We start from the raw sequence: 6,822 nt of genomic DNA on the forward strand, positions 1-6,822 counted from the left end.
GGGCCTGTCGGTTCAAAGATGGGCGCCATTGTCCTGCTTCGGTTCTGCAGTGGCAAACTTGGGGTCTGGAGTCGTTATCAGTAAAGGTCTAGACTCGCGCTGATCTCTCGATTTCGTATCTGGGGATTGTCTAGTTGATAGGTAGTCATTGGCCAACGACCTGCGGGTCGTTGGCCTTTTTTATGGGCGATGGTCCGCGCTCAGAACGGTTTCAGTACCACCAGCAGAACGATACCAACCAGGGCGATGACCGGCAGTTCATTGAACCAGCGAAACCAGCGATCCGAGTGTCGGTTTGCGTCTGCAGCGAAGGTGCGCACCAGGCGACCACAGGCGTGGTGATAGCCGATCAGCGCTAATACCAAAGCCAGTTTCACATGCAGCCAGCCCATGCTCAGCCAAACCCGCCCACTGGCAGTGAACAGCATGGCGATACCGAACGTCAGCGCCAGCACCATAGAGGGTGTCATGATGCCGCGATACAGCTTCCGCTCCATTATTTTGAAGCGTTCCTTGCTCGCGGCATCGTCGGCCATGGCGTGGTAAACGAATAGCCTGGGCAAATAGAAGATGCCGGCGAACCAGGTGATGACGGTCATGATGTGAAAGGCTTTCAGCCACAGATACAGCATTATTGGATGTCTCCCTCTGAGGTCAGAACCGAGACCAATTGGGCTCGGGTTACCAAACCGGGTTTGCCGTCGTCCAGCGGCAGCAGGAACCCAGCGGTGTCTTCGTGTTGCAGTGATTTGACGGCTTCGAGCAGCGTGATGTCGTCGGCCAGCGGATGCAGGCGACTGTAAGGCCCGATCAACGATTGCACGGCTTCGACAAAAGGCGGGCGAACGTTGGCGTCCAATTGAACCCAATCCTGATGGCATTCCGCCAGTTTGTCTTTGGCAATCAGGTAAGCCTTGCTGTCGATTTGCAACACTACCCAGCGGTAAGGGCTTTTGGCTAAAGCCGCGATGCGATCGCTTTCAGTTGTCGGATCGCAGCTGTCAAATTGACGGGTGCCGAGTTCAGAAAGATACCGCTGCGCTAAGGCGGTGCGGACCGGGTGGGTTTGAATGGACAACCCTTGTGATTCAAGAATGCCGCGAAACAGCGATGGCAATCGAAACCCGTGTTGGCAAACCAGATTGGCGGACAGCACCACAATCATCGCTGGAAACATCGCCTGTGCACTGAGCGATAATTCCAGTACCGCGGCCAAAGCGGCCAGCGGTGCATGCAACACCGCACTCATCATGCCTGCCATACCTAATAATGCGTACAGCGCGACGCTGGAAGCACCGGGCAAAACGGACGCCATTAATGCTCCGCCGCAGGCGCCAATCACCATAATGGGACCGATTACGCCAGCCGGAATACCCAACCCAACGGCGCAGGCGGTGGCAATCAGCTTGGCGACCAGTATCAGCGCTAAGACCTGCCAGGTTTGAGGGGCGGTCAGTGTTTGGTTAACCGTGTCGAAACCCGAACCCAGGATTTCCGGAACGGCTAAGGCGAGCGTGCCGGTCATCAACCCCGCCAGTAATAAGCGAATGGGTCTCGGGCTTGGGCAATAGCGTTGAGCTGCTCGCACCAAATGATGAAAAGCGACGGCAATCAGACCGATGACCAGTCCGGTCACAATCAACAAAGGCCAGTCCGAAAATTGGGCAGAATGCAGTTCTATGGCGATAAAGCTGGGGTGTTCGCCGATCAGCCAGCGGCTGGTCGCTGACGCTGTCACGGCTGCGGCGATAATGGGTGTAAACCCGAGCAGGCTGTATTCCATCAACACCACTTCCATGGCGAACAGTACGCCAGCCAGCGGTGTATCGAAGGCGGCAGAAATGGCAGCAGCGGTACCGCAGCCGATGAGCAGGCGCAGTTGGCTGGGCACTCGATGGGTGCGTTGGCCGAGTTGATTGGCAATGCCAGCGCCAATATGAACCGCAGGCCCTTCCTTACCGACTGAGTGACCGCTGCCCAGCGCTATAAGCGCGGCAATCAATTGAAAGAAAATATTGCCAGCGGCAAGCCGACCACGGCCGCGTTGCAATCGGTCTATGACGTGGGCAATGCCAACGTTATGCGTTCGAGCAGGCGTCCAGCGGTAGAGGCCGATCAGGGCCAGGCTGCCCAGTAAAGGAAGCGCAAAGCGCAGTGGGTGTGACAGCGACTCAAAGTCTTCCAGCGAGTCACCATTGAGTAAGGCCAACAGGCCGTTGAGCAGCAGCAAAAACCCGGTCATCACCAGGCCAGTGGCGACTCCGGTCACCATGCCAAGCAACACCAGAATCAATAAACTTTCGGGTTTGGCCAGCCAGGTCCGGAACAAGGTAAAACGAAGATTCGGCATGGAAGGCGGCTTGTCACTGGCTTCGATCGGCCCTTATCATAGGGGGCTTACGCATTGAATGCCACGGCCCGCAGGGTCACCGGTTTAGCCGGTCGGTGCAGTGGTGCCTTGAGCGATATCTATATTGAATAGATACACTACGCTTCAAGCGCGCTAGACGTCTTCATTGGCCTCGGAGTCCTAATGGCGAAACAACAACTGTCACGTTTTGATCGTATGTCGGTCGTGCCCTATCAGCCCTGGCGGCAACGGGTTGTGACGGTGATCGGATCTGTGATCCTGATCCTGGTCGTGTATTGCGCTTACCTGTATGGTCGTCAAGCTGGATTCGACGCCCAAACGGATTTGGTTGCTGAGCGCAATCGCTTGCAAACGGCGCTGCGGCAATCGGTCCAGCGCAGTGAAGAATTGCGTTTGCGTGTTGCTACTTTGGAGCGCGGCTCGGATGTGGACCGTCAAGCCACAGAAGAAGTGCGACAAGTAAACCGAGAATTAAGCGACCGTATTGCCCGGTTGGAAGAAGAAGTGACGCTGTATCAGGGCATTATGGCGCCATCAATGAATGCTGAAGGTTTGCGTGTGCAGGAGGTTCGATTGGAACCCACCAGTTCACCAAATCGTTATCGCTACAATTTGATGCTGACCCAGGTTGGCAACAACAACCAGTACTTGCAGGGTTTTGTTGGAGTTAACCTGGTAGGTAGTCGAAACGGCGAGCGGGTGGCGATGACGCTCGCCGATGTATCGGATGATGTGGACGAAGTGGATATCCGCTTTCGGTACCGCTACTTTCAGGAAATCGCAGGCGACCTGGTGTTGCCAGAAGGGTTCATTCCCGACCAGATTCAAGTCGTGGCGCAGGCAGTGGGTAACCGCTCCGCTCGGGTAGAACGCGCTTATAACTGGTCGGATTTGGAGAACGGAAACAATGTGGGGCAGTAGCAAAACAGTGGCTAACGACGTAACTCTTATCTCAGTAAAAGCCGAAATTAACGGTGACATCCGTGTTTCGGGCGGTCTTCATGTCGATGGACGGATTAAGGGCAACATTCTTGCCGATCCGGACAGTGGTGCTGCTGTGCGCATCAGCGACAAAGGCTTGGTGGAAGGTGAAATTCGCGCTCCGAATATCGTCATCAATGGCGAAGTAAAAGGCGACGTATACTCTTCCGAACACATCGAACTGGCCAAGAAAGCCGTCGTTACCGGAGACGTTCATTACGTCATGATGGAGATGGTGATGGGCGCCAAGGTCAACGGCAAGCTGCTGCATGTCGCAACAGACAAGAGCAAGAAAGCGAAGCCTGTGACGTCGGAAAACAGCCAGGCTGAATCCGGTGCTACTTCTGCAACCAGTGGTTCGTCTTTGGGTTCTGCTTCCTCGGCTAACCCGTCTGGCATGCACACCAGCGATAAGCCGAAAACTGCACCAACGGGCAGCTCCACACTGAAGTAACCCGCCAGGCCATTGAAAAAAGGCCCGGAAGACCTGATATGGTCGCGCAGTGGCGGGTCTGTGCTAAGCCTGCGCAGACTCGCAAATGCTGACCAATTGAGTGATTCAGATGACCGAAGCCGCGATTCAAAACGATGCTTTGTTGGTAACCGACCAGGCGACCAATAAAGTCCGTCAACTGATTGAAGAAGAAGGCAACGAACAACTGATGTTGCGTGTCTTTGTGACGGGCGGTGGCTGCGCGGGCTTTCAGTACGGCTTTACCTTCGATGACGAACTGGCCGACGACGATACGGTCATCGAACGCGAAGGCGTTCGGTTTTTGGTCGATTCCCTGAGTGTGCAATACCTTCAGGGTTCGACGGTGAACTATGCCGAAGGTTTGGATGGCAGCCGCTTCACCATCGATAATCCGGCTGCGGAGACGACCTGTGGCTGTGGATCTTCCTTTTCCGTTTAATTCCAGGTTTATCACTCGACGCCTGGCGTCTATGGCGCTGCTGTTGCCATTAAGCTGGGTTCAGGCTGAATCGCCTAGTCTTGAAGTGGGTGATGAGCACTGGATGGCATACCTGCAAGCGCACACCGCCGAAGAGGTTTCTGCCATTCTGGGACGAGCTGAGTCTTTGCTGGATTCGGCGGATGGCTACCCCAGCCAGACACCCATAGCGCTGATTTTACACGGCGATGAAACATGGGCGTTTCTCAAATCCAATTATTCAACAAACCGCGCGTTGGTGGATCAGGCTGCACGACTGGAAGCCTATAACGTTATCGATGTTCAGGTTTGTGAAACCTGGATGCGCGATAACGATGTGTCCGCCGATCAGCTCCCGCCCTTTGTGTCTACTGTGCCCTATGGACCGGATGTCGAGCGGGAGTTGGAGGCGCAGGGTTATGATCACTTCTAAATAAAAAGAAGTACCAAATTCCTAGCTCACTCCGAGGTGAAAACGACTGGTGTCAGTCGTTGTTGATCTGGGCGTAATTTCCGTTAAAGACGTCAAGCTGCCCCATCATGTTAGAGGCGAAATCTTGGAAGGCCGGCAGATATTCCGCTGCCAAAGGCTGGGCTGTCGGCAATGGGACGGTTTGTGGGTTGCGGTGCACACCATTAACCAAAAACTCGTAGTGCAAGTGCGGTCCGGTTGCCAGACCGGTAGAGCCTACATAGCCAATGATCTGGCCCTGGTTGACGCGATTGCCAACCCGAGCATAGCGTGAAAACTGACTCATGTGCGCATACAGGGTACGCATTCCGCCGCCGTGCTGAACCACCACCACATTGCCGTAGCTGCTGCTGCGTCGTACTGATATCACTTTGCCGTCGCCCGTCACCTTGATGGGTGTGCCAGTTGGCGCTGCGTAATCGGTGCCTCGATGTGCGCGAATGGTATTGAGAACCGGATGACGGCGATTCATGTTGAAACCCGACGAGATGCGGAAGACATCCAGCGGTGTTCGTAAGAATGCTTTGCGGATGCTGTCACCGTTGGGTGAATAATAGTCGGTTCGGCCACCAGCATCGCTGTAGCGGATAGCCGTGACGTCCCGGCCCTGGTTGGTAAAGCGCGCGGCCAGAATAGGCCCATCGCTCAGTTTTTTGCCGTCCAGAAAGTGTTCTTCGTAGATCAGTGAAAACGAGTCACCGACCCGAATATCCAGGACAAAATCGATGTCCCAACCAAAGAGGGTGGCCAGCTCCATAATCATGTTGTCACTCAAGCCGGCGTCTTTGCCTGCCAAATAGAGTGACGTTTCAATGGTGCCCTGGGTGAATCGTGTGTGGATTTCCGGTTCGCGAACAATTTGCTCGATCTGAAAGCCGTCGTCGACCAGCGTAATGCGGTGCTGAATCATTTGTGATTCGCTGAAGGTGACTTCTTTCAATTCTTCGGCGCTGTTGAACCCGAAATTGAATGATTGACCAGGGTAGATGCGGCCTAACGCATGGTTGATCTCTTCATTGGCCAGCATACGGTACAAAACAGAAACGCCGGCGCCCGCTCGCTCGAAGAGCGTCGACAGGGTATCCCCCGCACGTACTTCCGCAGCCACCAGACTTAACGAATCAAAGGAATCGCCAGATTGAGGCGAAGACTGAAGCTGCACCCGAGCAGGAATCTCGACAATGACGGATTCGCTGGTGGCCGGCCACAGAGTTAACAGCAACATCAATATAGTCAGGCAGCCGACGCCCAAGGCATGCCAGCGAGGAAAAGCTTGAACACGGTGAAGGAGCGTACTGATCATCTTGAAAACAGGTAATTGGCTCAGGAAGTTAATCTAATATCTTAACAGTAGATGCGTCGAGTGCTAACTGATAGCACATACTGATATAATGCGTCTTCTGTTTATATGTAAATTCTTTTGAGGTCATTCCATGTCTCTGGAGCAGACGCTGGCGGAAATTCGACGCGGAACGGAAGAGATTCTGCTCGAAGATGAATTGATTGAAAAGCTGAGTAGTGGTCGGGCATTGCGCATTAAAGCCGGCTTCGATCCAACGGCCCCCGATCTGCACTTGGGCCATACCGTGTTAATCAATAAGTTGCGCCAGTTCCAGGAGCGGGGGCATACCGTTATTTTTTTGATTGGGGATTTCACCGGCTTGATTGGCGATCCCTCTGGCAAGAACGCAACCCGCCCGCCGTTAACGCCCGAAGAGGTGGCGCGCAACGCAGAAACCTATAAAGAACAAGTATTCAAAATACTCGACCCGGAAAAAACCGAGGTGCGGTTCAATTCAGAGTGGATGCACAAGTTGGGTGCTGCTGGCATGATCCGCCTTGCCGCACAGCACAGTGTGGCGCGTATGCTGGAGCGGGATGACTTTAAAAAGCGCTATAAGTCTAATCAGCCTATCGCTATTCATGAGTTTCTCTACCCGCTGGTTCAAGGCTACGACTCGGTGGCGCTGGAGGCGGATGTCGAGCTGGGTGGCACGGACCAGCGGTTCAACTTGTTGGTTGGGCGAGAGCTGCAAAAGGCTGAAGGGCAAACGCCGCAGGTGGTA

At 54.4% G+C, this 6,822-nt stretch carries 8 protein-coding genes (1 of these 8 cut by a window edge); 5 read left to right on the forward strand and 3 right to left on the reverse strand.

The genetic code is table 11. The features are described from left to right. Nucleotides 1–200: 200 nt before the first annotated feature. Both hemJ and DW349_RS01750 read right to left on the reverse strand, forming a co-directional pair. Entirely contained in the window at nt 201–632 is a 432-nt protein-coding gene (hemJ, locus tag DW349_RS01745) for a protoporphyrinogen oxidase HemJ (RefSeq protein WP_108127374.1), read from the reverse strand. After that, nucleotides 632–2,350: a chloride channel protein gene (locus tag DW349_RS01750; protein WP_108127372.1), complete on the reverse strand. Its 1,719-nt coding sequence runs from the start codon at nt 2,348–2,350 to the stop codon at nt 632–634. Before DW349_RS01750 ends, hemJ begins: the two co-directional genes overlap by 1 nt. Before the next feature lie 183 nt (nt 2,351–2,533). On the opposite strand from DW349_RS01750, the gene DW349_RS01755 reads away from it, so the two are divergent. From DW349_RS01755 to DW349_RS01770, 4 genes are all read left to right on the forward strand, one after another. Beyond that, nucleotides 2,534–3,292, forward strand: coding sequence for a DUF6776 family protein (locus tag DW349_RS01755; RefSeq protein WP_108127370.1), 759 nt, complete (start codon nt 2,534–2,536; stop codon nt 3,290–3,292). Nucleotides 3,293–3,299: 7 nt separating this feature from the next. After that, nucleotides 3,300–3,806 carry a bactofilin family protein gene (locus tag DW349_RS01760; RefSeq protein ID WP_240316947.1) on the forward strand — a complete coding sequence of 169 codons (507 nt, stop codon included), beginning with the start codon at nt 3,300–3,302 and terminating at the stop codon, nt 3,804–3,806. Nucleotides 3,807–3,915: 109 nt separating this feature from the next. Next, nucleotides 3,916–4,266 carry an iron-sulfur cluster insertion protein ErpA gene (gene erpA / locus DW349_RS01765; protein ID WP_108127366.1) on the forward strand — a complete coding sequence of 117 codons (351 nt, stop codon included), beginning with the start codon at nt 3,916–3,918 and terminating at the stop codon, nt 4,264–4,266. 31 nt (nt 4,267–4,297) lie between these two features. Then, nucleotides 4,298–4,717: a DsrE family protein gene (locus tag DW349_RS01770; protein WP_157954451.1), complete on the forward strand. Its 420-nt coding sequence runs from the start codon at nt 4,298–4,300 to the stop codon at nt 4,715–4,717. A gap of 52 nt (nt 4,718–4,769) precedes the next feature. Here the strand turns inward: DW349_RS01770 and DW349_RS01775 are convergent, their stop codons facing one another. Then, on the reverse strand, nt 4,770–5,981 hold the full coding sequence (locus tag DW349_RS01775; protein ID WP_157954450.1) for a peptidoglycan DD-metalloendopeptidase family protein: 1,212 nt from the start codon (nt 5,979–5,981) through the stop codon (nt 4,770–4,772). A gap of 208 nt (nt 5,982–6,189) precedes the next feature. On the opposite strand from DW349_RS01775, the gene tyrS reads away from it, so the two are divergent. Beyond that, on the forward strand, nt 6,190–6,822 hold the 5' portion of the coding sequence (gene tyrS / locus DW349_RS01780; RefSeq protein WP_108127360.1) for a tyrosine--tRNA ligase. It continues 561 nt past the right edge of the window; only the first 633 of its 1,194 coding nucleotides appear in the window; the start codon lies at nt 6,190–6,192; its stop codon lies beyond the right edge, outside the window.

Origin of the sequence: Saccharospirillum mangrovi, assembly GCF_003367315.1 — a bacterium.
GTDB lineage: Bacteria > Pseudomonadota > Gammaproteobacteria > Pseudomonadales > Natronospirillaceae > Saccharospirillum > Saccharospirillum mangrovi.